The sequence below is a fragment of the Myroides injenensis M09-0166 genome, from assembly GCF_000246945.1.
Classification (GTDB): Bacteria; Bacteroidota; Bacteroidia; order Flavobacteriales; family Flavobacteriaceae; genus Flavobacterium; species Flavobacterium injenense.
Genome location: NZ_BAEX01000053.1, coordinates 1 through 24,698, shown reverse-complemented (window position 1 = coordinate 24,698; position 24,698 = coordinate 1). Strand labels below are relative to the sequence as shown.

Annotated in this window: 21 protein-coding genes and 1 pseudogene; 8 read left to right on the top strand and 14 right to left on the bottom strand. The window is 31.7% G+C overall.

Translation table 11 applies throughout. The features are described from left to right. Positions 1 to 136 precede the first annotated feature (136 nt). The 7 genes from RH98_RS09670 to tsaD all read right to left on the bottom strand — a co-directional run bounded on the left by RH98_RS09670 (position 137) and on the right by tsaD (position 6,868). Positions 137 to 382, bottom strand: a complete 246-nt coding sequence (locus tag RH98_RS09670) for a Sec-independent protein translocase subunit TatA/TatB (protein ID WP_010253744.1) — start codon at positions 380 to 382, stop codon at positions 137 to 139. Between the two features lie 129 nt (positions 383 to 511). Then, complete coding sequence (locus tag RH98_RS09665) at positions 512 to 1,582, bottom strand: alanine racemase (protein ID WP_010253740.1); 1,071 nt, start codon at positions 1,580 to 1,582, stop codon at positions 512 to 514. Between the two features lie 2 nt (positions 1,583 to 1,584). Then, complete coding sequence (locus RH98_RS09660; RefSeq protein WP_010253737.1) at positions 1,585 to 2,028, bottom strand: GNAT family N-acetyltransferase; 444 nt, start codon at positions 2,026 to 2,028, stop codon at positions 1,585 to 1,587. 806 nt (positions 2,029 to 2,834) lie between these two features. Continuing rightward, positions 2,835 to 4,022 (bottom strand): THUMP-like domain-containing protein, encoded by a 1,188-nt coding sequence (locus RH98_RS09655; protein ID WP_010253735.1) that lies wholly within the window; start codon positions 4,020 to 4,022, stop codon positions 2,835 to 2,837. Then, positions 4,023 to 5,114 carry an AI-2E family transporter gene (locus RH98_RS09650; RefSeq protein WP_010253733.1) on the bottom strand — a complete coding sequence of 364 codons (1,092 nt, stop codon included), beginning with the start codon at positions 5,112 to 5,114 and terminating at the stop codon, positions 4,023 to 4,025. It lies immediately after the preceding gene. A 7-nt stretch (positions 5,115 to 5,121) separates the two neighbouring features. Beyond that, positions 5,122 to 5,829, bottom strand: coding sequence for a 16S rRNA (uracil(1498)-N(3))-methyltransferase (locus RH98_RS09645; protein WP_026038834.1), 708 nt, complete (start codon positions 5,827 to 5,829; stop codon positions 5,122 to 5,124). A 16-nt stretch (positions 5,830 to 5,845) separates the two neighbouring features. Then, positions 5,846 to 6,868: a tRNA (adenosine(37)-N6)-threonylcarbamoyltransferase complex transferase subunit TsaD gene (gene tsaD, locus RH98_RS09640; RefSeq protein ID WP_010253728.1), complete on the bottom strand. Its 1,023-nt coding sequence runs from the start codon at positions 6,866 to 6,868 to the stop codon at positions 5,846 to 5,848. A 221-nt stretch (positions 6,869 to 7,089) separates the two neighbouring features. On the opposite strand from tsaD, the gene RH98_RS09635 reads away from it, so the two are divergent. The 5 genes and pseudogenes from RH98_RS09635 (at position 7,090) to RH98_RS09615 (ending at position 14,842) form a co-directional block, all read left to right on the top strand. Continuing rightward, entirely contained in the window at positions 7,090 to 11,490 is a 4,401-nt protein-coding gene (locus RH98_RS09635; RefSeq protein WP_010253725.1) for a translocation/assembly module TamB domain-containing protein, read from the top strand. Positions 11,491 to 11,600: 110 nt separating this feature from the next. Then, complete coding sequence (gene pfkA / locus RH98_RS09630) at positions 11,601 to 12,587, top strand: 6-phosphofructokinase (RefSeq protein ID WP_010253722.1); 987 nt, start codon at positions 11,601 to 11,603, stop codon at positions 12,585 to 12,587. 19 nt (positions 12,588 to 12,606) lie between these two features. Continuing rightward, positions 12,607 to 13,608 (top strand): type I glyceraldehyde-3-phosphate dehydrogenase, encoded by a 1,002-nt coding sequence (gene gap / locus RH98_RS09625; protein WP_010253717.1) that lies wholly within the window; start codon positions 12,607 to 12,609, stop codon positions 13,606 to 13,608. 9 nt (positions 13,609 to 13,617) lie between these two features. Then, positions 13,618 to 14,462, top strand: a pseudogene (locus RH98_RS09620) (BadF/BadG/BcrA/BcrD ATPase family protein). A gap of 11 nt (positions 14,463 to 14,473) precedes the next feature. Then, a complete protein-coding gene (locus RH98_RS09615; RefSeq protein ID WP_010253712.1) occupies positions 14,474 to 14,842 on the top strand; it encodes a methylglyoxal synthase in 369 nt (122 codons plus the stop codon). Positions 14,843 to 14,880: 38 nt separating this feature from the next. Here the strand turns inward: RH98_RS09615 and RH98_RS09610 are convergent, their stop codons facing one another. The 5 genes from RH98_RS09610 to RH98_RS09590 form a co-directional block, all read right to left on the bottom strand. Further along, complete coding sequence (locus RH98_RS09610; RefSeq protein ID WP_010253711.1) at positions 14,881 to 15,315, bottom strand: hypothetical protein; 435 nt, start codon at positions 15,313 to 15,315, stop codon at positions 14,881 to 14,883. 116 nt (positions 15,316 to 15,431) lie between these two features. Then, positions 15,432 to 17,006, bottom strand: a complete 1,575-nt coding sequence (locus RH98_RS09605) for a DHA2 family efflux MFS transporter permease subunit (protein ID WP_010253710.1) — start codon at positions 17,004 to 17,006, stop codon at positions 15,432 to 15,434. Between the two features lie 5 nt (positions 17,007 to 17,011). Continuing rightward, positions 17,012 to 18,157 carry an HlyD family secretion protein gene (locus RH98_RS09600; RefSeq protein ID WP_010253708.1) on the bottom strand — a complete coding sequence of 382 codons (1,146 nt, stop codon included), beginning with the start codon at positions 18,155 to 18,157 and terminating at the stop codon, positions 17,012 to 17,014. A gap of 2 nt (positions 18,158 to 18,159) precedes the next feature. Next, positions 18,160 to 19,485: a TolC family protein gene (locus RH98_RS09595; protein WP_010253706.1), complete on the bottom strand. Its 1,326-nt coding sequence runs from the start codon at positions 19,483 to 19,485 to the stop codon at positions 18,160 to 18,162. Beyond that, the gene (locus RH98_RS09590; protein WP_010253703.1) at positions 19,472 to 20,104 is read right to left on the bottom strand and encodes a TetR/AcrR family transcriptional regulator; all 633 of its coding nucleotides are present in this window, start codon (positions 20,102 to 20,104) and stop codon (positions 19,472 to 19,474) included. Before RH98_RS09590 ends, RH98_RS09595 begins: the two co-directional genes overlap by 14 nt. 620 nt (positions 20,105 to 20,724) lie before the next feature. On the opposite strand from RH98_RS09590, the gene RH98_RS09585 reads away from it, so the two are divergent. From RH98_RS09585 to RH98_RS09575, 3 genes are all read left to right on the top strand, one after another. After that, complete coding sequence (locus tag RH98_RS09585) at positions 20,725 to 21,447, top strand: OmpA family protein (protein ID WP_010253701.1); 723 nt, start codon at positions 20,725 to 20,727, stop codon at positions 21,445 to 21,447. 132 nt (positions 21,448 to 21,579) lie between these two features. Then, complete coding sequence (locus RH98_RS09580) at positions 21,580 to 22,263, top strand: phosphoribosylaminoimidazolesuccinocarboxamide synthase (RefSeq protein ID WP_010253697.1); 684 nt, start codon at positions 21,580 to 21,582, stop codon at positions 22,261 to 22,263. A 79-nt stretch (positions 22,264 to 22,342) separates the two neighbouring features. Then, positions 22,343 to 22,780 (top strand): GyrI-like domain-containing protein, encoded by a 438-nt coding sequence (locus RH98_RS09575; RefSeq protein ID WP_010253695.1) that lies wholly within the window; start codon positions 22,343 to 22,345, stop codon positions 22,778 to 22,780. A 47-nt stretch (positions 22,781 to 22,827) separates the two neighbouring features. Here RH98_RS09575 and RH98_RS09570 read toward each other — a convergent pair whose 3' ends face one another. Both RH98_RS09570 and RH98_RS09565 read right to left on the bottom strand, forming a co-directional pair. Next, the gene (locus tag RH98_RS09570) at positions 22,828 to 23,490 is read right to left on the bottom strand and encodes a chloramphenicol acetyltransferase (RefSeq protein ID WP_010253693.1); all 663 of its coding nucleotides are present in this window, start codon (positions 23,488 to 23,490) and stop codon (positions 22,828 to 22,830) included. A 6-nt stretch (positions 23,491 to 23,496) separates the two neighbouring features. Then, positions 23,497 to 24,282, bottom strand: coding sequence for an enhanced serine sensitivity protein SseB C-terminal domain-containing protein (locus tag RH98_RS09565; protein ID WP_010253691.1), 786 nt, complete (start codon positions 24,280 to 24,282; stop codon positions 23,497 to 23,499). Between the last annotated feature and the right edge of the window lie 416 nt (positions 24,283 to 24,698).

The window sequence follows — 24,698 nt, the reverse complement described above, 5'->3', positions numbered from 1 at the left end:
TCTATTACTTTATTTTCGTCTTTGTTAGCAATAAAGTAATAAAGACATTAAAAAAGTTGGGTAATATTACTCCAACTTTTTTAAATCTTCTTAATAAATCTTAGTTTTTCTGTATAAATGATTAAGATCAACTAGATTATTGTTTGTCTTCCACAGACTCAGTAGTTGACGTTTCAACTTTTTGAGTAACTGGTTGTTTTGGGGCAGACGCATTATCAGCGTTTGTCTCACGTGTAGCTTGTTTAAACTCCTTAATTCCTGTTCCAAGTCCTTTCATTAATTCTGGAATCTTTTTACCTCCAAATAATAACAAAGCGATTGCAACAACAACTATTAGTTCAGATGGTGCTACACCACCCAAAGGGATAATTGTGTTAATCATGATAAAAAATGATTTTGATTGAGAAAAACAAATTTAGTTCACAATTATTTTAACGTAATAATATTTAACATTACATTATTATAGTTTTTGTAGAAATGCAATTAAAGTGTATTGTCGTTTTTTGATAGATTATATCGTAATTTTATCTACATAGTCGGAATTCATAATTCTCAAAATCCCCATATAATCCATATGAAAAGGAATAGTATCTCCAACTTTTAAATCTCTATTATTATCTCCCAGGTCAATCACCATCATATCAGAACTAGCCCCTACGAATTCAATATCTTTCCATATTGCAGTGATATGCTCCTTGTCTATATCTAATAATCCTAAATCAATGATTGCTCTATAATTAGTACTATCTTCCCATTGTGGATTAAAAGAAACTTTTTCCCCAGTCATATTATGCCCAAACTCACCTTCTGGCATCATAGGCTTTTCGTGGAGTTCAATTATTTCGGCATGTAGCTTAAAGATATTCTGCTCAAAATTCTCGTAAACTGATCCATCGTAGGCATTTGTCCCCATGAATAAAGTTTCACCTATTCGGAAGTGATTGATTGCAGTAGGAATACTGTTTGTAATGATTAATGGTATAGTAACTGATGCACCTCCTGAAATAAAAGGAATTTTTTTATTGAACTTTAACTCAAGTAGTTCTTTGTAAAGAGTCAATTGAATTAACTTATCATTATTAGGTAAGACGCCATACATACATGTTAAGTTGGTACCTAAACCTATGATTTCTATATTTGGTAAATTGAAAACTTGCTCATAAAAATCAATTAAATCATCTCTTAATACTCCTTCTCTCAATTCACCTAACTCCACCATGATGATGACTTTGTGAATTTTATTTTGTTTGACGGCTTCTTCAGAAAGTAGTTTTATTGTTTCTAATTCTGTATTGAAGCTTATGTCAGCATAAGTGACAATTTCATCAATACTGCCATTAGGAGCGGGCTTGATGTAAATAGTTTCTATTGTTGGATCAATTGCTTTTATACTCTTTAAATTAGAAACTCGTGAGTCACATATTTGCTTAGGTTTAAGAGCTAAAACTTCTTTTAAAAAAGTTTCATTACCACATAGAAGTTTTCCGACAACAGCCCAATCAATATTGTGATCTTCAAATAATGTCGTTAAACCATCAAAATTGTGTTTAAGTTTCTTAGTATCTAATGTTATAAAGGCCATAATTATTTAGATAAACGCATTTCAATGTATTTTTTCTCAAATCCCATTCTCTCATACAAGTTTTGAGCAGGATTGTCCTTATCTACATGAAGTGCTATTGATCCTTTTGTTTCTTTTTTTATAAATTCTATTAATTGACTACCAATTCCATTACCACGTACGCGGCTATCTGCAGCTATGTATACTAAGATGTGTTCTGGTATGAATCCTTCCATCATTGTGTCAAGGACAACAGATATTCCGACAATTTGTTTTGTTTCATCTTTTGCAATAAAAACAGCTCCTCCAGGTTTATTATCAATACCTAAAGCGTAATGAATAGCTTTGGTAATATCTTCTGCTTTATCTCCGTATTGTTCTAGGTGTTGATATAAGAACGCAACATAAGTTTCGATATCATTGTTAGTAAAATTGGTTTCTTTGTTTTTCTTTTCGATGCTAAGCATGTAGTAATAGTTTTGTGCTTATTTAGTCTAGGATTAGAATTAAAATAAGGATGATTCCTTTTGATATTGATTACTGAAAAATGATATACAATAATCTTTTAAATAGACAGAAAAATAAGCGGATTTAATTAAAAAATTTATACAAAGTTACTAAAATATATATTAAACTTCAAATTTTGTTCTTTTTGCTTCATTTTTATTACTTTTTAAAAGAAAAAATATAGGCATTTATAACTTCTATTTTGATGAGAAAAGTAAGTCTAAAAAGTAATTTTTTCAGCACGAATTATCGTTTATTATATTCGTAAATAAAGTACTCAAACCACCCCGCCCTTTGGGCACCCCTCCAAAGGAGGGGAACTAGAGAACTTATCTATAATATTAGAATACTCTCTTATATGAGGAGAATAACGAAATATACGCTACTATGCTATTGTTTAGTGGGTTAAGGAAATAAAATGAGGAATGTTATAGAACTGTTTTTACGAAATTAATTTGCCTCAATTATATAGTAAATAGGAGTGTATAGAAGCAGTCAAGTGGAGGATAAAAGCATATTCATTCCATTATAACTTTATATTGCCTCCATTAAAACCACTAGTTTTAATAGTGTCAAAATGGAGTTACAATGGAGTTACAATGGACTCATTGCCCACGATTTAGCTATGAATAGCATTTAATGTAGCTAATTTCTTTCTTTGTAAATGTTTCACCAAAAATCACAATTACACACTACAGTATTAAAAGTAAAGAAAAAATACTTGTTCTAAACTTAGAGTAGGTCGAATAGAATCTCTATAAATGTTTTACGAGTCTTTATCTATTTTTTCACAGAAGATGAAAATCTTTTGATCAGATATATTAGTTGTAAAAAAGATATAAATATCTCCACCATCTTTTATTTTCCATTTTTTTCTAAGTTCTTCTACTTTTAATGGAAAATTACGAGTGGTTACATTTGCTTTGATATTTGAGAGTACATTTTTAGCATTAGCTTTATTGTATTCGAAAATATCAAGTATTTTAAATGTGCGACCAGGGAACTCTACGACTTCTACACTAGTATATAATTGTGAATGTTGGTGAAGTTTGTTTACTGAATAAGACGCTCCTAGACAATCAAATTTACCTGTTTTAAGGACAGCATTATTTGGCTCGTATAAATAGGTTTGGGGTGCGCTATACGATGGAGAACATTGCTTGTTAAGAGGTATTTCGTATTTGGATACTTGACCTTTATTGATATTAATAGCGGTAAGTAAGGTTTCTCCTTCAAAGCCTTTTTCTAAAATCCACAACAGCTCTTTTACTTCATTGTTCAATGCTACAATATGAATAGCTTTAACGTACTTTAATTCAGCTATACCAGCGTGAATATCTAGTAGAGGAGAAGTCTTTATTAAAATATTATCTGAGAAGTCGAATAGTGTATCTAAATTCTCTGGAACGTTAGGAACGCAGTCGCTTAAGAAGAATACTTTTTCTTTTGCTTGATTGCGTCTTGCTGGATCGATATAGATCCAATCCCATTTTGTCTTGTTGTTGGCTAAATATTTAATACTATCACCGGTATAAGTATTGATATTTTTAGCGTCTAGTAATGTGTAGTTATGTTGTACTATTTCACTAAGTTCTTCTTGCATTTCACAGTGGGTAACTGTAATAAATTTCTTTGCAAAATAGTAACAGTCAATACCAAAACCACCCGTTAAGTCGATTAGATTTTTACCAGTGATTAATGAAGCTTTATAAGCAGCACAAGTCTCTGAAGAAGTTTGTTCTATTGAGAGCTTTTTTGGAAAAAGAATATTATCAGTATGAAACCAAGTAGGTAGTTTTGTTTTTGCTTTCTGTTTAGACTCTATTTGAGTTAATAAATCAATCATTTCAATACCTTCAAATGGACTTTTTTTGAAAGCAAGTGTTTTTATATCTGTATCAAGATGTTCTTGTATATATTGCTGAACAGCACTATTGAGTAATAATGTTTTCAATTAAAGTTTTTTTGTAAGTAGTTGAATAAATTTTACATTCGGTAGAAATTCTTTACCTATAACCTTAAGGCAAGTATAGATAGGAACAGCTGCGATCATTCCAAATATACCAGCAAACATTCCTGTCGCTAATATCACAATAAATATTTCTAATGGATGCGATTTTACACTATTTGAAAAGATTAATGGCTGGCTAATACTGTTATCTAATAATTGAATAATTAGGAAACCAACCATTACAGAGAATGCTTTAGGTAAGGTAACCTCAATAAAATTATCACCTATATAGCTTAACATAGTTAATACTACCCCTAATATGTTTCCAATTAATGGTCCGATATATGGAATAATGTTTAATATCGCACATAAGAAGGCAATCATAACTGCGCCTTTCACACCAAATATTAGTAATACAATTAAACTTAATATGAAAATAACTGAGATTTGAATTACTAATCCAAGAAAGTATCGCGACAATAAATTGTTGATTTTATCGATTGAGTTAAGTACTTTGTTCTCATGTTTAGTAGGGAAGAGTTTTTTAAACTGATATTCTAATAATACTTGATCTTTCAAGAAAAAGAAGGTAATAAATAAAATAGAGAAAACTCCAATTCCTATATCGCTTAACATGCTTAAAAAAGTATTGACTAAGTTAGGAACGAAGTCTAAATTAAGCTGTTTTTTAATCTGTGCGCTTTCAATAATTTTGTCAAGGCTAAAACCTTTTGCATCTAAATAAAGGTCTATTTTGTTGATTAATCCATTAAAATCACTTTGCAAGTGAGAGGTATTAAGAACCGATAGATTCTGAGCTTGTGTAGTAAATAGTGGTACAAACATAAATATAAACCCTGCAAAAAATGCCAAGAAGATGATCATAGTAATAGATACAGCAAAGACTTTCTTTAGTCTTAATCTTTTTCGCAACAATTCAACTATAGGTTTGCCAATTAAGGCAAGGACAAAAGCCAATCCTATATAGATGAATAGTATACTTATCTCGTGTAAGATATAGGCAATTATAAAAATTCCGAATAGAATTAGAACTGCTCTTACTATTCCTGCTGAAATGATTTTAGAGTTTAGCATAGTTTATTTATTCATTTACAAATACAAAACTGTGAACGGCTACTAATGCAGCAGTTTCAGTTCTTAGTCTAGTATGCCCTAAGGATACAGGCTTATATCCTTTTTCTAAAGCTAATTTAATTTCGCTTGGTGAAAAGTCTCCCTCAGGACCAACTAAAAGTAAGTAATTTTTATTAGGAACGATAGAATCCTTTAATAGAATTTTTGCGTTGTCTTCTTCACAATGAGCAATATAAAGTTCGCCTTCGTGATTTTGATTTAAGAAATCTTTAAGCGAAATAGGCTCATTAAGGATAGGTAAATGCATTTGTAAAGATTGTTTCATCGCTGAATGAATTATTCGCTCAAAGCGCTCTGTCTTTACTACTTTTCGCTCTGAATGCTCACAAATAATAGGTGTTATCTCATGAATACCTATTTCAGTTGCTTTTTCTAAGAACCACTCATATCTCTCATTCATTTTTGTTGGTGCTACCGCTATGTGCAAACGGAAAGGAGTTGGCGCTTGATCTTCAAAACTTACGATTTCCGTCAAGCAATTCTTATCAGAATCTAAAGATATTTTGGTAGTAAATAGCGTTCCTTTACCATCGGTAACATGTAGAGTGTCGCCAATCTTTCTTCTTAAGACACGTACGATATGCTTACTTTCGTCTTTATCAAAGGCAAAAGTTTGTTGGTCTTTAGAAATATTAGGAGAATAAAATAATTGCATAAGATAATTAGGTTGATTAAAATTCAATACGTGCCTTAGAAACAGTTGTGGAATCAGCAAACTTTGATTCTTTAAATCTATAATATCCCACAATACCAATCATAGCAGCATTATCGGTGGTATATTCAAATTTAGGAATGAAAGCTTTCCATCCATATTTTTTCTCTGCATCTTTTAACGCTTGGCGGATACCTGAATTGGCAGAAACACCACCGCCAATAGCAATTTGTTTGATGCCTGTTTCTTTCACCGCTAATTTTAGTTTGTCCATTAAAATATTAATAATGGTATGTTGAATAGAAGCACAGATATCTGCTTTGTTCTCCTCAATAAAGTTAGGATTAGCAGCAACTTGTTTTTGTATAAAGTATAATATTTGTGTTTTTAATCCACTAAAACTAAAATTAAGACCATCTACTTTTGGTTTTGTAAATGAGAAAGCTTTTGGATTTCCTTCTTTGGCAAATTTGTCAATTAAAGGTCCCCCAGGGTAAGGGAAGCCCAATATTTTTGCAGTTTTGTCAAAAGCTTCGCCAACGGCATCATCAGTCGTCTCACCTAAAATTTTTAAATCAAAAAAACTGTTTACTTGTACGATTTGCGTGTGTCCGCCTGATATCGTTAAGGCAAGAAATGGAAATTCTGGTTTGTCAAAATTTTCTTCATCAATGAAATGACATAGAATATGAGCGTGCATGTGATTAACAGCTATAAGCGGAATATCTAAGGCTAGTGCTAAAGATTTAGAGAAAGAACCTCCTACTAATAATGAGCCCATTAATCCAGGACCTTGAGTAAAAGCAATACCGTCTAATTGCTCTTTTGTTATCCCTGCTTTTTTTAGAGCGACATCTACCACCGGAACAATATTTTGTTGATGGGCTCTAGAGGCTAATTCTGGAACTACTCCACCATATTCTTCGTGAATGTCTTGTCGAGCTACAATATTAGATAATACTTTGTTATTAGCCATAATAGCGGCTGAAGTATCGTCACATGAGCTTTCAATAGCTAATATATAAGTTGGTTTTATTGACATTTTATTATTGATGCTTTTTTGTAAAAATTTTGATTATTATATCTCGTAAAATGTTAGTGAGGTCATTAGAAAAATAACTAAATTTGCGAGTTACGTAGATATAAATCTAACAAATAAATTAGGGCAAATTTAAAACATAAAACGTTATCAAAAAATTTAAAAAAATAGTTTTTCGCTCACTTTTAGCGAGCTTGTGTCTAATAATTGCTTTAATAGCTACTTTGTCATTACCTATTGTTCAGAGTGTGCTAGCGAGTATTGCTGTCGATAAGGTCAACGATAAATTCGGTACTGATTTTGATGTAGATAGATTGTATATTGACTTTTTGGGGCGAATTACTCTTAAAGGTGTCTCTGCAAAAGATAATCATAAAAATAAATTTATAGAAATAAAAAGCTTTAAGACTAGAATTGCAGATTTTGAAGCACTTAAGCAAGGTCATATTTTTGTAGGAAATACAACTATTAATGAACTGTATTTAAATATTCACAAATATAAAGGGGAAGAGACTACCAATCTAGATGACTTAATAGCTGCATTCGACAATGGAGAAGAGGGAGATGGTAAGTTTAGATTAAAGTCAAAGCGTATCGTTTTAAAAAATTCGCATTTAAAGATATCAGATGATAATAATGAAGTACCTGTAGCAGTAGATTTTAAAGAGTTGACTGGACAAGTAGATGATTTTTATATCAAAGGACCAGAAATATATGGATCGATAAAAGAAGCACATTTTAAAGATCACTGGGGATTAAATGTCAAACAACTAACTGGTGAATTCTCTCACACGAAAACTTCTATAGGTGTTCAAGCATTGAAATTAGTGACAGACAAATCATCTATAGAGGGGGATTTACTCTTTACATTCGCATTGGGTGATATGAAGTATTTTACTGATAAGGTAAATTGGGATTTTGAAATTAAAAAGTCAAAATTAAATACTTCTGATATTAATGCTTTTGCTCCTGAGTTCGCTGCAAATAAGAATTTGTATTTTAAAGGTAAGATGGATGGGGTAATGAATAATTTCACTATCACCAATGGACAATTATTAGATGAAAACGAATCTAGAGTTTTTGGTCAGTTTACATTTAAGAATGTATTTGATAAGGAGAAGCCTTTTTGGATGAGTACTAATCTTTCTCGTCTTTTTATTTCCAGATCTAATTTAGTAGGGCTGATGCCTGCTTTATTAGAAGATAAATTACCTGTGGAGTTAAATGATTTAGGTTGGATTGATTTGACAGGAGAATTGGAAATGACAAAGCGTACTTTGAATACCAATATTAAAGTATTAACATCTGTAGGTCTTGCAAAATCAACTCTTGATATTCACCATTTGAATGAGCCAGAGAATGCTACTTATAAAGGAAATATCGTATTAGATAAATTTGATTTAGGTGCATTTGTAAAGGCAAAGCAGCTTGGTCTTACTTCATTAGATTTATATGTCGATGGAAAAGGATTTAATCAAGAGTCTCTTAATACTACCGTGAAAGGGGACATTTTCTCGATTGAATTTGCAAATTATAAATACAGTAAGATTGCAGTAGATGGTACTATGAAAATGCCTTATTTTAAAGGATTAGTACACACTGAGGATCCTAATTTACAATTAGACTTTAACGGTAAGATAGATTTAAGTGCTAAGATTAAAAACTATGATTTTAAAGCAGAAGTTGGTTATGCTGATTTATATGCTTTAAAATTTGTAAATGATTCTATAGCGAAATTTAGTGGTGATTTTGAATTTAGAGCTTCAGGGAACACTATAGAAGATTTAGAAGGAGAATTTAAAGTTCATTCTTCTATTTATGACAATAGTAAAGATCATTATGTATTTGATGAGTTTTCTATTGAAACAAAATTTAATGAAGAAGGTGAACGTAGTATTAAAATAAATTCAAAAGAAGCCATACAAGGATATGTGAAGGGTAAATACTTTTTTAAGGATTTAAAAGCCTTGTTTACAAATGGCTTGGGTAGTTTATATACTAACTATTCACCTTATAAAATAAAAGAAGGACAATATTTAGATTTTGATATTACAATTCACAATCGCTTAATAGAAGTATTCTTCCCCAAATTAACGGTTAGTGAAAAAACGCATATCGATGGAGTAATTGATAATGATAAACATGAATTTAAGTTAAACTTTGATTCTCCTAGTATAGCATTAGACAATTTTGCATTTTATAATATCTTACTAAATGTGAATAATAGTAACCCATTATATAATGCATATATAGCTGTAGATAGTATTAAGACGAATGCCTATAAATTATCAGATTTTAATTTGATTAATCTAACGCATAATGATACCCTGTTTATTCGTTCAGAATTTAAAGGAGGGGCTAATAGTAAAGATAATTTTAATCTTAACTTATATCATACGATTAATAAGGATAATCTATCGGTAGTAGGATTTAAAAAGTCAGAAGTGTTTTTTAAAGATTTCTTATGGAATATAAATGAGTATGAAAATAAGAATAATAAAATAATCTTCAATAAGAAACTAACAGATTTTAAAATAGACTCATTGTCAATCTCACATAATCACCAAGAAGTTAATTTAAGTGGTATAGTACGAGATTCTACATATAAACGATTTGATTTATCATTTTTACATGTTGATTTAGCTAAGATCACACCAGATATTGATAATATAGCATTTGGTGGGAATATAGATGGTGAAGTGCATTTCTCACAGGATAAAGAATTATATCATCCTAAGGCGAATATCACTATTGATTCATTAAGTATCAATAAAGTCTTTTTAGGAAATATGTTGTTTAATGTAGATGGTAACGAGAGACTTGACAACTTTAAGGTTAGAACCTCAATCGTAGATCAAGAAAAAGAGAACTTCTATTTAAATGGTGATATTAATATCTTAGATAAGAAAACTTATTTTAATCTAGAATCAGGGTTTAAAGATTTTTCGCTTAAGCCAATAGGTCCATTGTTGCAGTCAGTTGTAACCAATATGAGAGGGACTGCTTCAGGAAAAATTAGTATACAAGGGACGCCTAGTCAGCCTGATGTAAACGGTAGACTATATATGAGTGAGGCAGGAGTCACCTCTAAATTTACTGGTGTAGATTACAATTTTGAGGAGCATACCCCATTGGATTTAACAGAAAAACAGTTTATCCTTAGAAGAGCGCGTATTATAGATACAAAGTTTAAAACAGAGGGTATTCTGGATGGGAATGTCTCGCATAAAATGTTTAAAGATTGGGTATTAAACCTGAGCTTGTCTTCGCCAAATTTACTTGCATTAGATACAAAATTTGAAGAAGGAAGTATTTATTATGGTACTGCATATATCAATGGTGAGGCAAAAATATCAGGGCCAGTTGAAATGCTGGGTATTACAATTAATGCTACATCTAATAAAGGGACAACAATTAAGATTCCATTAAAAGAAGCTCAAAATACGGGAGAAAATAATTATATACATTTCTTATCTCCAAAAGAAAAACAACAAAGATTAAGTGGCAAGGATATTGATCTATATCGTTATAAAAATAGTGGTATAGAGTTAGACTTTGAGTTTATAGTTACGCCTGATGCCGAGATTGAAATTATTTTAGATCGCGAATCTGGTCATGCAATGAAAGGAAGAGGTGCAGGTTTTATTACTATGGAAATCAATACGCTAGGGAAGTTTAATATGTGGGGAGATTTTCAAGCTTATGAAGGAGAATATAACTTTAAATACGGAGGGCTAATAGATAAGAAATTTGTGGTTAAAAAGTATGGTACAATTCGTTGGGATGGTGATCCTATGAATGCAATTCTTGATTTACAAGCGATTTACCATACAGAAGCAAATCCTAGTGTCATTATCGATAACTCTATTATTAATAGAAAAGTACCAACAGACGTAGCTATTGTGCTAAACGGTAGTTTAAGCAATCCGGAAGTTGACTTTAATATTAACTTCCCAACTGTTAGTTCTGTTGTGAAATCGGAATTAGATTATAAATTGAGTGATCGTGATACTCGAGAAAGACAAGCTATGGCTTTATTAGCGACTGGTTCTTTCTTCTCATCTGATAATTCATCTTCTACATTAGCGGGAAGCTTATTTGAGCGAGCTAGTAGTATCTTTGATGACTTGTTCTCTGATGAAGATGATAAGTTCCGTGTTGGTCTAAATTACGCACAAGGAGAGCGTAATCCATATACTCAAACAGAAGGTAGGTTAGGGGTGACTTTTTCGACTAAAGTTAATGATCGTATTTCAGTTAATGGAAAATTAGGAGTACCAATGGGAGGCGAAGAGCAATCAGTAATTGTGGGAGATGTCGAAGTGCTCTTGCGCATTAATGAAGAAGGTACATTAAATGCTCGTTTCTTCAACAGAGAGAACGATATTAACTATATAGGTGAGGGAATTGGTTATACCCAAGGTGTTGGGGTAACATATGAAGTAGACTTTGATACGTTCAAAGAATTGTTTTCTAAAATATTAAAACAAGCCGATAAAAGAGCTAAAGAGAAGAAACAAAAGAACAATAAGGAAAATAATCGTACTGAAGAACTTCCAGATTCAGATTTTAACCGAGATTTTATTCGTTTTTATGAAGATCGTAAGAAGCAAAACTCTAAGTAATGAGATTGTTACGATTTAACAAAATAATAGTAGATATATAAGAATTTAATAAGGTTTTAAAATTGTTAAAATGCCTATTATTTCTTAAATTTACTCAAAACGATTAAGATATGGGTAATGCAATAAAAAAGATTGGTGTTTTAACTTCAGGTGGTGATGCTCCTGGTATGAATGCAGCTATTAGAGCTATTGTTCGTACTTGTTCATACCACGATGTAATGTGTGTAGGTATTTTCAGAGGGTTCCAAGGATTAGTAGAAGGTGACTTTGAAGTTCTAGGTCCACGAGATGTAAACTACATTATTAATAAAGGAGGAACAATCTTAAAAACAGCTCGTTGTAATGAATTCAAGACTCCAGAAGGTCGTAGAGCTGCATATGAGAACTTAAAAAAAGCAGAAATAGACGCTTTGATAATCATCGGTGGAGATGGTAGTTTCACAGGGGGGATGTTTTTAAGTAAAGAATATGATATTCCTATTATGGGAATACCAGGAACTATTGACAACGATATTCATGGTACAAGCCATACAATAGGTTTTGATACAGCATTAAATACAGTTGTTGATGCAGTAGATAAAATCAGAGATACTGCGAGCTCACATAAGCGTTTATTCTTCGTTGAAGTAATGGGACGCGATGCAGGACATATTGCTTTAAATGCAGGTATTGGTGCAGGAGCAGAGGAGATCTTGATCCCAGAAGAGAATATGGGTATGGAGAGATTATTAGAATCACTAAAGAAAAGTAAGAAATCTGGTAAATCTTCGAGTATTGTAATTGTAGCAGAAGGAGAGCGATTAGGAAAGAATGTTTTTGAATTAGGCGAATATGTTGAAGAAAACCTTCCTGAATATGAAGTACGAGTATCAGTATTAGGTCATATGCAAAGAGGAGGAGCTCCATCTTGCTTTGATCGTGTATTAGCAAGTAGATTAAGTGTAAAGGCAGTAGAAACTCTTTTAGAAGGTAAACGTAATTACATGGTAGGTTTAATAAATGATCAAGTAGCATTAACGCCTCTTACTAAAGCTGTAAAAGGGCATGCGCCAATAGATCAAGAGTTACTAAGAGTTTCAGATATTATAACAATTTAATAATAAAAATAGCAAGAGTATGAAAACAAGAATAGGAATAAACGGATTCGGTCGTATCGGACGTTTAATGTTAAGAGAAGCGGTAAAAAGAAATGATGTAGAGATTGTTGCAGTAAATGATTTAATGTCTGTAGAGCAATTAGCATATTTAATTAAATATGACTCAGTTCATGGACGTTTCGATGGTACAGTAGAAGTAAAAGATGGACATTTATATATCAATGGTAAGAAAGTAAGAGTTACTGCTGAAAAAGATCCATCACTTTTAAAATGGGATGAGGTAGGAGTTGATGTTGTGGCTGATTGTACAGGTATTTTTAAAGATTTAGCTGGTTGTCAAAAACATATCTATGCAGGAGCTAAAAAAGTATTAATTTCTGCTCCATCACCTGATGCTCCAATGTTTGTAATGGGAGTAAATGAGAAAGAATTAAAACCAACAGATATTATTATTTCTAATGCATCATGTACTACTAACTGTTTAGCTCCATTAGCTAAAGTTGTTAATGATAATTTTGGAATTGTAGAAGGTTTAATGACAACTATTCACGCTACTACTGCAACTCAACTTACAGTTGATGGACCATCTAAAAAAGACTTTAGAGGTGGACGTTCTGCATTAGTAAATATTATTCCAGCATCTACAGGAGCTGCTAAAGCGGTAGGAAAAGTAATCCCAGAATTAAAAGGTAAATTGACAGGTATGTCTATGCGTGTACCTACAGCAGACGTTTCTGTAGTTGATTTAACTGTGAAATTAGGTAAAAGTACTTCTTACGAAGAAATAATGGACGTTTTGAAAAAAGCATCAGAGAATGAATTAAAAGGAGTGATGGCATTCGTAGAAGACGATGTTGTATCTCAAGATTTTGTATCTGATCCACATACATGTATTATTGACTCTAAAGCTGGTATTGCATTAAACGATACTTTCTTTAAATTAGTTGCATGGTATGATAATGAATATGGTTATTCTTCAAAAATGGTTGATATGGCTGTTTTATTGAATAATGTAAAATAAGTAAGTTAAATGAAGATTATAGTCGATAGTGGTTCTACTAAGGCTGATTGGATCTTCTTTGACCAAAATAAAAATGTAATAGCTTCGGTTACAAGTTTGGGACTTAATCCCGAAGTTATTACCATTGAAGAGTTCTTTACCCGCGTGAATACTGTTCCTGACATTTACAAGAATAAGTACGAGGTTAAAGAACTTTTTTTTATGGTTCAGGGTGCGGTTCTGATCGGACAAAAAGTATTGTTGTAAAGTTTTTCGAGGAATACTTTCCTAATTGTACATCTATAAATGTACATGAAGATACTTACGCAGCTATTTATGCAACAGTAGCAAGAGGAGAGAAGGGGATAGTTTGTATTAATGGTACTGGTTCGAATGTATCTTACTTTGATGGAGAAAAAATCCATCAGCGCATTCAGTCTCTTGGTTATATGGCAATGGATGATTGTAGTGGAAGTTCTTTTGGAAGATTGCTTATTAAGAGTTATTTCTTACAAATTATGCCAGTGGATTTAGCTATACCATTTAGTGCTAGATATGATATTGATGCAGATGTTGTTAAGTATAATTTTTATAAACGCGAAAACCCTAATGCTTATTTAGCTTCTTTTTTGCCTTTTTTAATTGAACATAGAGATCACCCTTTCTTTCAAAAGATAATAAGAGAACAAATTGTATTTTTTGTAAAGCATTATATAATGAATTATATTGAATATCAAGAATGTAAAGTTAACTTTGTAGGGTCAGTTGCTTACTTCTTACAAGATGAGTTTAGAAGTGTACTGGATGAATATGGTATTAAAATAGGACAGATAATTCAGAAGCCTTTAGATGGTTTGATTAATTATCACAAATAATAATTTAAGATATGGAAATAGCAATAGTAGCCCATGATGCTAAGAAAAAGCAATTGCTTGATTTTATCAAAAAGAATAGAGATATATTATCTAGAGAAGATATTACTTTAATTGCGACAGGTACTACAGGTAGCATGGCACAAGATGAAGGTTTTGAAGTAAAACGTATGTTATCAGGACCACTAGGAGGTGATGCTCAAATAGCTGCACGAGTGGCAGAGGGAAAGACAGAGATGGTGTTGTTTTTTAAAGACCCTCTTGGTAAGCATCCACATGAACCAGATATTAATATGTTACTAAGGGTATGTGATGTGCACAATGTACCATTGGCTACAAATGAAGCTTCTGCTCAATTATTATTGAATGCAATAGCTAAGTAATAGATAAACTAATAAAGCTGTCCATAAGGCAGCTTTTTTTAGTTGGAGCTAATCATAGTGCAATGTTCATGAGTGTTTTTAGATTCATTGGCTTTATTGGAAAGGTAGTAGTCTTGTTTATCTTTTGCTATTAAGCATGCCTCTGTATCTATGACTGCAAATATAGCCTCACTTCTAGGGTTTGTCACAAGATGAAGTTTACTTATCAGTACGTCATTTTTAAAAGTACTTTTAAGGTAATAGTTATTATTGTTTTTAATCAATTCTATCTTTTTGATTTTTGGTAAAGCATAATCACAATAATAAGATAGTAATTCTGATTTTAATTGTTTCTTTTTTATTAGAAAAGTAGATTGTTCTTCAGGTGTATTAATATTATCAATTCTAATGATATTTCTATAGTTTAATATAGACTCTCTATTTTGTGCAAAGCTTATCGATGTTAAGAACAATAGGAGTAGTAAATATTTCATATTGTTTGGTTTATTGTTAGATGTTATTAATAGATATTTTACTTGAATAAATTTAAAAAAAATCGGAGACTTTTATCTTAAAAAGTCTCCGATTTGAATATCTATTTTATTGTGTATTAATGTCCTGCCCCTGCAATAATTTTACCGGCTCCTTTCTTAATAAAGATGAGGATAAAAGGAATACATATTAAAAATAAAACTCCTAAAAACATAAATACATCCATATAAGTCAAAACGGCAGCTTGCTTAGTCACTCCTAAATCAAGTATAGTATAAGCTTTTTGTAACGCTTCATCGACAGGATATCCCTTTGCTATAAAACTTTGTTGCAATGCTAGTACTCTATTTTGTACTTCTACTGATGCTGTATCTAGATGTGTTACTAATGCTAATCTATGATTTACTGTCCATCTCGAGATAAATGTAGTTATTAAGGCGATACCAAAAGATCCTCCTAACTGTCTCATCATTCCTGTAAATGCAGCACCTTCACCAATTTGTTTATTTCTAAGATTAGATAATGATAATGTAGTGATAGGAACAAATAAAAGTCCTAGACCAACTCCTCTTACTATTAATGGCCAAAAGAAATGATCACTTCCTGTATCAGGTGTTAATACATTATGCGCCCAGAAACTATAAGCAAAGAAAACAAAGAAACCAGTAGCTACTAAGTATTTAGGTGGTACTCCTCTTTGTAACATTCTAGCTATAAAGGGCATCATTACAGCAGTCATTAATGAACTAGGTACAAGTAGCATCCCTGCATCTGTAGCTGTCCAACCTAAAATAGATTGCGTATAGATTGGTATAATAAATGTAGATCCATACAGACCAAATCCCAATATAAATGACAATACAGTACCAAATGCTAAGTTAGAGTCTTTAAGAACCCTTAAGTTCACAATTGGCTTATCGCAGGTAAGTTCTCTCCAAATAAAGAAAAAGAAACCGAAGAAAGAAGTAATACTCAGCGTGAGGATAGTATTATTTTCAAACCAGTCATCTTGTTGACCATGTTCCAATACATATTGTAAGGCACCTACAGCGATGGCTAAAAAGATAATACCTAAAAAGTCTATCTCGTTTAATTTACTTTTCTCTGCATATTTAGGACTTCTTACATACAAGAAGGTCAATACTGTCGCAAGGATACCTAAAGGTACATTTATATAGAATATAAATGGCCAAGAATAGTTATCTACAATATAACCTCCTAGAGGAGGACCTAATGTAGGACCTACGATTACTCCCATTCCATAAATAGCTTGTGCTACACCACGTTTTTCTATTGGATAACTTTCTGTGATAATAGTTTGCGAGGTTACTAATAAAGCACCACCTCCAAGACCTTGGATAAAACGAAATAATATTATTTCCCAAAGTGTAGTAGAATAACCACATAAAAATGATGCTACAGTAAATATAATTATGGAAGCTGCAAAATAGTTACGGCGACCAAATTGTTGAGACAGCCAACTTGTCATTGGTACTACAATTACGTTCGCAATAGCATATGCCGTTACTACCCATGCAATGTCTGTTAGTGAAACACCTAAACTACCTTTCATATCGTTCATTGCAACGTTAACGATAGTAGTATCGACAATTTCTAGTAATGCACAGAGAATAGCAGTAATTGTAATAATGACTCGTCTGTAGCCATATTCAACTAAATTTTCTTCTACCATGGCATTTATTTAGCACTTTTTATATTGATATCTACTTCTACGTTCATCCCAGCGCGGATATGACTTAGCATTTCATCATTTTCATTAGTGAAGTTGATTTTAACAGGTACACGTTGCACGGTTTTAACAAAGTTTCCAGAAGCATTATCTGGAGGGAGTAATGCAAATTTAGCACCTGTAGCAGGAGATATTGAGTTTACAATTCCTTCAAATTTGTGTTTAGGAAAAGCATCTACTTTAATGATTACAGGTTGTCCTTCTCTAACAAATTCCATTTGAGTCTCTTTGAAATTAGCGACAACCCAAATATTATTTTTCTGCACAGTATTAAACAAACTTTGACCTGGTTGGATTAATTGCCCTATTTGTAAATTTACTTTAGAAATTTGTCCATCTTCTTTCGCTTTAATAGTAGTATAAGACAAATATAATTTAGCATTATCCAAGTTAGCTTTTGCTTGTTCTACAGCAGCTTTAGCTACATCGATTTGAGAAAGAGAAGCAGTAGATTGAGATTTGCTAATATTAACTTGTTGAGCGACAGCGCTAGCTTGTTTTTCAGCAGCTTTGTATTGTTCTTGTAAAACTTGTAATTGCTTTTCGGCTGTTTCTTTAGCCGCTACAGCTTGCTCGTATTGTTGCTTGGTAATAGATTGATTAGCAAATAGTTTTTCGTAGCGCTCATAGTCATTTTTAGCTCTCCATAACTGCACTTTAGCGGTTTCGATATTAGCTTTAGCAGTTGCTACATTTGCTATTGCTGTACTAGCACCAGCTTGTGAAGAGGCAACTGTAGATTCACTAGTGTTTTTTCCAGCTTCAGCTACTTTTAGTTGACTAAGAGAGGCATCGTAGGCTGCCTGAGCTTGTTGTACTTTTATTTGATATTCAGCATCATCTAATTGTAATAATACATCTCCTTTTTTTACTACTTGATTATCGAGAACTAAAATTTCTTTGATATAACCAGGTATTTTTGATACAACAGGTGTTATTTTTGATTCTACTTGTGCATCATCTGTATTTTCATGTGATAATGAGTGAACGTATTTATATATTCCATATCCTCCACCAAGAATGATAATTGCAGCTAGTGCAATAATAAATTTCTTGTTTAAAGGTTTTTTTTGAGCTTTATCGTTTGTTTCCATTTCTATTCTAATTCAATTTTATCCAATAATTTACCTGTTTTATAAGCGTATTGATAGAGAGCTATTGTCTCATCAGCTTCACCTATCATATTGTTGATTTGTGCTTGTAGCTGCTGAACGTCAGCTTCCAATAATTGGTCAGTATCTGCTAAACCGTTATCATATTTATCTTTCGTAATACGGTAGTTCTCATTAGCTTGTTCTAATGCTTGTAAGAGTACTTTATTCTTTTTTAATGCCAGTTCATAGGCATTATAAGCTTCTTTTACTTCTAGTTTTGCATTATCTTCTACAAGTTGTAATTGATAATCGGCTTCTATTTTTCTAGCCTTAGCAATATTTACTTCTGTTCTGTTTTTGAAAATAGAAGTAATATCATATTTAAGTCCTACGCCAATATTAGTAGCATTGGTGATGTCGATGACTTTATCCAACTGTAAAGCTGCATACCCACCAGTTATTGCAAGTGAAGGATAATAACCAGAACGAGCTACTCGAATAGCAGTTTGTGCTAACTCATTGTGTTTTTGTGCAGCCAGTAGGTCTTTTCTTTCTTGATATTCGCCATTTTGATTTGGAAGGACATCTATGTTTTTTGCTTCTTCTATATCAAATAATTCTTCAGTAGGTAAGTCAAGTAAAGTGTTCAGACGCATACTCAAGTTCTTAAAAGCCGTGATTGTCTCTTGTAATGAAAGCTCTACATTAGATTCTTGTAATTGTGCTCTTAAATAATCATTACGAGCAATAATACCATTGTCTAGGAAGTTTTTAAAATCTTCTACACGTTGGTGTGCTCTTTTGCCATTTTCTTTTAACAGATCGATAGATTGTTGTGTTTTATACAAAGCGAAGTATAAATTGATCACTTGCCAAACAACGTTTTCAGTAGTGGACTCTTCAGAAATTTCTGCTAATTCATAAGCTTGCTGGCTTTGCTTTACAATATTTCTAATCTTAAAACCACTGAATAGAGGAATTGAAGCATTGGCTTGCCCAATCAGTAAGTGCTCAGGTTTTATAGCAGAATTGCCATTAGTAGATTCTGCATTTCCAGTAGGAATAGGAACTTTTAATTTTACATCTGTTCCTTCAAATAAATGCATGTATTGACCAGAAACTTCTAAAGACGGATAGCGTAAGTTATTTGCACTATTTATGCCTAATTTAGAGGCTTTTGTAGCTGAGTTTGCCTTTTTTATTTCTTTGCCATTTTTAAGACTTAGCGCAATAGCTTGATTAATTGTCAGGCTATTTTTAATTGGTTCTTGCGCAAAGACACTGCAAACAAATAATGAAGCAAGTAAAATATAATTATTTTTGCTCATTGTACATTAAAATTGCTTTAAGTGAGTTTATTAAGTGAGGATATATATGTTGTTTGACATGCAAACTATATTCTTCGTGATTTTCTGTATTCCAATATCCAGAGAACAATCGTTCATTGTGTACTAAGTAGCTCATGCACCCAATAGTTATGACAACTAGTATATCTGCATCTGGTTTTGCTTTAAATATTCCCTGTTCATATCCTTCCTCTGTCAATTGTGTAATCATTTTCATGATATCGCGTTTTAACAAGAAGATGTTTTCAAATATCTCTGGATCAATACTACCCTTTGAAAGTTGTCGAATCATAATGATATGGAAACCAGCATTCTTTAGTAATATGTCAAATAAGTCATTTAGAAAAAGTATCATTTTCTCCATTGGATTGATATCATCTTTTTCATTAAGTGCTGCAAGTTTCTCACGCATTCTTTGTAAGCGAATTTCAAATAATGCAGTAATCATTTGATTTTTTGAACCAAAATAATAGTTAATCATTGCAACATTAATACCAGCTGCTTTTGAAATATCCCTAATACTAGTACCATCAATTCCTTTGTCTGAGAATAGCTCTTCTGCGATCAAAAGAATTTCTTTTTGCTTGTCATTAAGTACCATTAGAACAATTATCTAAAAATTAAGAGTACAAAATTAAACAAACGTTTAATTAAATATTGCGTTATTCTTATTTTTTTGCTGTTAAATTTATATTAACTCATATTATTGTGGGTTTTGTAGTGTTTAATGTAATTCTAACTTTTTGATTTAGTTTTATTTAATCGAGATGAGATTGCTAATTAGAAGAAATTCGGTGGAAATTATTACTATTCTTTATAGATAGGGAAAAAGTAATTTATTATTAACCATACTGCTTTTAAAGAGATAGAAAAAGAGGAGAAGAACAAAATTGTACCTTGTACTAATAGTAATACTTAAATTGAAAGTTAAAATTTTTATTGAAAAATAAGTGTTTATTTTAAAAGATAAATTATAATCGAAAAATGAATAGAATGAATATTAATCTTTTGCTAATTATGTACTTATCTTGATGAATTGATTGTAAATATTTAGTTTTAATTCAAAATAAAATATTCGAAATTCAATCTTTTGTGCTTTTTTTTTGTCGCAATCTGTATATATGTGATTTAAATACGAATAAATGGTTAATAATATCAAATATTTAACTATTTTTGTATTTGTATGTAAAAGAATAGTTTAATCGCGTTTACAAATAAGTTATGAGAAAATTGTATTTAGGTATAATTGGTGCTTTATTAAGTATAGGTTCTGTATCTGCTCAGAAAATAGAAGGAAGAGTATTTGATAAAGATACAAATTCACCAATTGTAGAAGGGGAAGTTACTTTCTATAATGTTGATGGAGGCCGAATTGCTACAGTATACACACAAAAAGATGGTGGATATAGTTTCGAGCCTGCTGATCTGAGTAATGTACATAAGGTTGTAGGTTCAGCTAATGATTATAATAAAGCTGAGGTGTTAGTTAATCAAATGGATTTAGGAATTATTGCAAACTTTGGTTTAATACATTCTAAAAATAAAACTAAGAGCTACACTTTAAAGGAAAATGGTGAAACAAAATTAGTTTCAAGTAATAAGGAAAGTAATTTGCCTTTCTTTTATTATGATTTTAATAGTTCTTATTTGACTGATAGTAATAAGCGTGTAGTAGATGAGATTGTTAATTTTATGCATGCTAATCCAGAAGCTAAAGTGAGAGTACACGTTTATTTTGATAGTAGAGGAAATGCTAAATATGATGAATGGCTTGCAGAAAGAAGAGCAAATAGAGTAGTAGAATATTTGGTTATGAAAGGTATTGCTCCAAGTCGTCTAATGAAATGGGTAGAAACTGTAAACAGTAATGTACCTCCTAGAGCAGGAAGTTATGCTCAAAGTCCGGGCGGAGAATCTCGCAGATGTGACTTTGATTTAATTTAAAAAAGTATTGAACTTCTGAAATATTTATCTGATCCCTATACAACATTTTGTATAGGGATTTTTTATTTTTAATTGTAGCTGTAATTCTTCAGTTTTGTAGTATTTTTGGCTCTTAATAACAACACACACATTATGAAATTAAAGTATCAAGGAAAGACTAAGGATGTCTATAGTCTTTCTGATTATCAAGTTCTTTTAAAGTTTAAAGATGATGTTACTGGTGAAAATGGAGTATTTGACCCAGGAGCTAATACCGTTGGATTGACAATAGAAGGTGCTGGTAAAAGTGGTCTTAAAATGACGAAGTACTTCTTTGAAGTGCTAGCAGAAAAAGGAATTCCTTCTCATTATGTATCAGCAGATTTAGAAGATGTATCTATGGTCGTTCGTGAAGCTACTCCATTTGGTAAAGGCTTAGAAGTTATTTGTCGCTATAAAGCTGTTGGTAGTTTCTTTAGACGATACGCAGCTTATGTAACAGAAGGACAAGATCTTGACAGTTATGTAGAAGTAACAATCAAGGATGATGAAAGAGGAGATCCAATTATCACAGATGATGCATTAGCAATGCTAGGAATTCTTACAAAAGAAGAATACAAAATATTAAAAGAACTTACTCAAACGATTTGCGCTATTATTAAAGAAGAGTTAGCTAAGAAAGGCTTAACACTTTACGATATCAAATTAGAGTTTGGTCGTGACAAAGAGACGAATCAAATTATCTTAATAGATGAAATTTCTGGAGGAAATATGCGTGTTTATAAAGATGGTACTTATATAACCCCATTAGAATTAGAAAAAGAGTTCTTAAAATAATAGCTAAAGTTTTTAGCAATAAAAGATACCTCAAAGCAACTGTTTTGAGGTATTTTTGTTTTTATAAGTAAGGATAATTATGATACAACAAGGAATGAAAATTATAGGATTGTCAGTCGTAACTAATAATGTTGATGGAAATGGGATGCATGACATAGGTAATTTGTGGAAGGAATTTTATGAAAAGGGAATAATGCAGTTAATTAATAATAGAGTGAATGATAAGGTGTATAGTATCTACACAGATTATGAGAGTGATTATAGAGGAGATTATACAACGATTATAGGGGTTGAGGTAGATTCTTTAATGAATATACCAGAAGGAATGGTAGCACGAAGTTTTGAAGGTGGTGAGTTCTTGAAATTCCAGGCAATAGGAGAATTACCACAAGCAGTAGGAGCAAAATGGCAAGAGATTTGGCAAAAAAATGAGGAGTTAAATAGAGCCTACACGTACGACTACGAAGTATATGGAGAGTTAGAAAATGGCGTAGCTATTTATATCGCTCAAAAGTAAAAAGAAACGCCACAGGTTTTTGTATAAAAAAATCTGTGGCGTTTCTTTTATTTCATCCATTCTTCTACCTTATTGCAGATATTTTGCACCTCGTTTAAGAATAGAGAAGTATGGTATCCATCTGCTATGGCATGATTGACGTAGATGGATAATGGTATCTTTACCATTTTGTTTTCTTCATAGAATTTTCCAAATCGAATGATGGGATTTAAAAAATCATTATCCACTGTGGTATCTTGACTAATACTTTCAAAAGAAATCCAAGGCACACATGATATAGGTATAAAGTTTGGGGGTTGATGTTCTCTTATTTTTATCCCTTTTACATCCTTATACTTCTTAATGTCATTATTTATTACTTGATGAAACACTTCAAAATCTTCATGATATTCACTCCATAAATCAGAAAAAGTCTGATCATCTTTGTGAAATATTGTAAATGAAGGCTGCATGAAATTCCACTGACCTAGCTGACCTTTATAAAAGACAGTTCTAAAAGCTTCACTGCTATTAATCGCCTTCATTATCACATAGATAAAAGTAGGGTAGAATTTATATCCTTTCTCTTTATATCGGCTATGTAATTCTGTAATATCTATTTTTATACTTACAGTATATTTTGTTTTTAAAAAATTGCGATAGTATTCAAAATAGGGCTTTCTATGCCATGTATCTATATCTATAGGCGTAAAAATAGCTTTAGGTTGCATGAAGTTTTATTTTTTTACATAAAAAGGAGATGATTGTTCATAGAAGAATTCGCTGAAATTTCCTCCTTTTTCAAGTTTAATAATATCAATGACTTCACTATTGTCATGTAAAAATGGTTTACAAATGTCGGAAGTTAAGCTAGCTAATGGTCTGAAATTAGTACATCCTTCTATTGGTTCGATAGCAATAATGTAATGTGGTGCTGAATCTACTTTTTCATTAAAAGTCCTTCCAAGGTAGGCAGATGCAACTTCATTTTCTTGACTATATGCGTTGATGAGCTCTTGTAATAATTCTTCAGGTGTTTCTTGAGGTTCACCGATTAGAGCATTCATCTTAGTATGCAAAATTGGGCTGTGATTTGGCTTAAATATAGTACCATTTAGCATTTCTGAAATTTCCATTGGAATAAGTTCCTTATAAACCTTGGAAAATGGATTAACGATAATACTATTCCCTATTGTCATTTCGAAAAAAGCACTACCGGGAACTTTAATATAATCTATTTCCTCTGTTATTGCTCCTCCATCATAAATACGATCTGGAGCAGTAAAGACAGGAATAACTCCATTCGCAAAAGTTATAATAGGAATATTAGGATCGATACCATTAGTAAGGTTAGAAGTATTCGTTCCACTTTCCACTAATAGATAAAGATTATCTGCTAATATACGTTCATAAAAAACAGCTCTATACTCTGGTTTATTTCCAGCTTCCTCAATGATTTTAGCTAAAGGGAGGTTGCGATTAATTTTTACAGACTGTTTTTTGTTACGATTGTAAAATGACATTTTCTTTTCAAATTGATTTTAATCAAAATTACAGTTTTTACTGATAATCCTACTTTTAATTTATTTCTTTTTTTGCTTTATATATTGGTTGTCTATGTCTGTCAGTTGATAAAGTTTTATATTTTATTTTCAGATAAGAGTGAATAAAGTATTTTAAAAACTGTAACTTTGCCTTGTTATTCAGTGTTCTAGCTGATGTTTTTTACAAAAAATACACAAATCAAAGTCCGTATTTTTCTTCTAAATTAACTGTAAAAAAGTCAATTTACAATCCCCTTTTTTTCAAATTTTCAAGAATTTAATTCAGGTTTAATCCCAGTGTTGTTCGGGGACGGTTGCAGTCTTGTTCGGGAATACCCCTGTTTTTGCAATGTATAGCTGAGTAATTCTCGAACCCTTCTCGAACAAAGTCCCTC